Annotated in this window: 2 protein-coding genes and 1 pseudogene; all 3 read right to left on the bottom strand. The window is 57.5% G+C overall.

The window, feature by feature from the left end; translation table 11 throughout:
• Nucleotides 1-478 (bottom strand): ParB/Srx family N-terminal domain-containing protein (locus tag E0D98_RS24655; RefSeq protein ID WP_165941063.1); only part of this gene is annotated, 478 nt, incomplete at its 3' end.
• A 63-nt stretch (nucleotides 479-541) separates the two neighbouring features.
• A complete protein-coding gene (locus E0D98_RS24660) occupies nucleotides 542-775 on the bottom strand; it encodes a DUF905 domain-containing protein (protein WP_032275049.1) in 234 nt (77 codons plus the stop codon).
• A 57-nt stretch (nucleotides 776-832) separates the two neighbouring features.
• Nucleotides 833-1,048, bottom strand: a pseudogene (locus E0D98_RS24665) (single-stranded DNA-binding protein); the annotation flags it as partial.

A 1,048-nucleotide genomic window follows, 5' to 3' on the forward strand; every position in this document is an offset into this window, starting at 1 on the left:
CGATTTGTGCAGGTGTTTTGCCTTCCTGCGCCATTGCACGGAATCCGGCAATCTGTTCGGCAGGGTGCATATCCCGACGATGACCGTTTTCAGTCATTGATGCGGCAGTCGCCAGCTCCTGCGGAATAATTTTCACGCGGACAGGCCAGTCAGCCGGAATGATTCCACGCTCTGCCAGCATGTTGAGTGCTGCCAGTCTGCGACCACCTGCGGCGACACCGTAGCGCTCACCAGGCAGGGTATGCACGACCAGATTCTGCAACAGGCCAACGCCCTTAATGGACTCAGCCAGTTCGCTGACGGACTCCGCAGAATACGGCACCGTGCGCACATTCAGTGGTGATTTAATCAGTGAGGCCAGCGGCACGCTCACTTCCTCTGTCTGCGCCAGCAGGGCAGACAGGACAGTTTCCTGCGTTTTTGCAGGTTTACGGCTGGATTTGCGCTCTGTTTTTGCCTTAGACTCTGTAACTGACATATATTTCTCCTTTGACCGGGGTGGTTGTATGTCTGCCGGACGCCTACCCGTCCGGCACCTCTCTTACTCAAGAATGCCGAAATCCCTGATGTACCGGTTCATCCAGTACCCGGCACAGTCCTCAAAATTCCAGGAGCGCCAGATCAACGTGCCATCCTGACGGACAACCAGGCGAAAATGCGTTCCCTGATCATCCTCGATAAAGACGTTCCGGTACTGTGCGGCAACGGCTTCCGCCTGTTCGCGGGTAAAGGAGCCGTCCGGCAGTCCCTGAAGTATTCTGAAATATTCGCTCATCCTCATCTCTCCGGTGATGCCCCGCGCAGGGCGGGGCGGTTATCACATTCAGGCCAGTCAGAACGGGATATCGTCTGAATACCCGTAATCCTCCCCCTCCGGCGGTTGCGGCTGAGGCTCGGGCTGCGCGGCCTTACGTCCACGGCCTTTCTTTTTCGCGCCACCTTTTTTCGTCGCGTCAGCACTCTGTGGCTGCCCATTCTGCTGAGGCTGCGGTTGCGCCTGAGCGTTCTGCTGTGGTGCACTCCCCAGCATCTGCATGGTGCCCGTGGT

Origin of the sequence: Escherichia sp. KCJ4928 (genome assembly GCF_004352695.1) — a bacterium.
In the GTDB taxonomy this organism is placed as follows: Bacteria; Pseudomonadota; Gammaproteobacteria; order Enterobacterales; family Enterobacteriaceae; genus ECMA0423.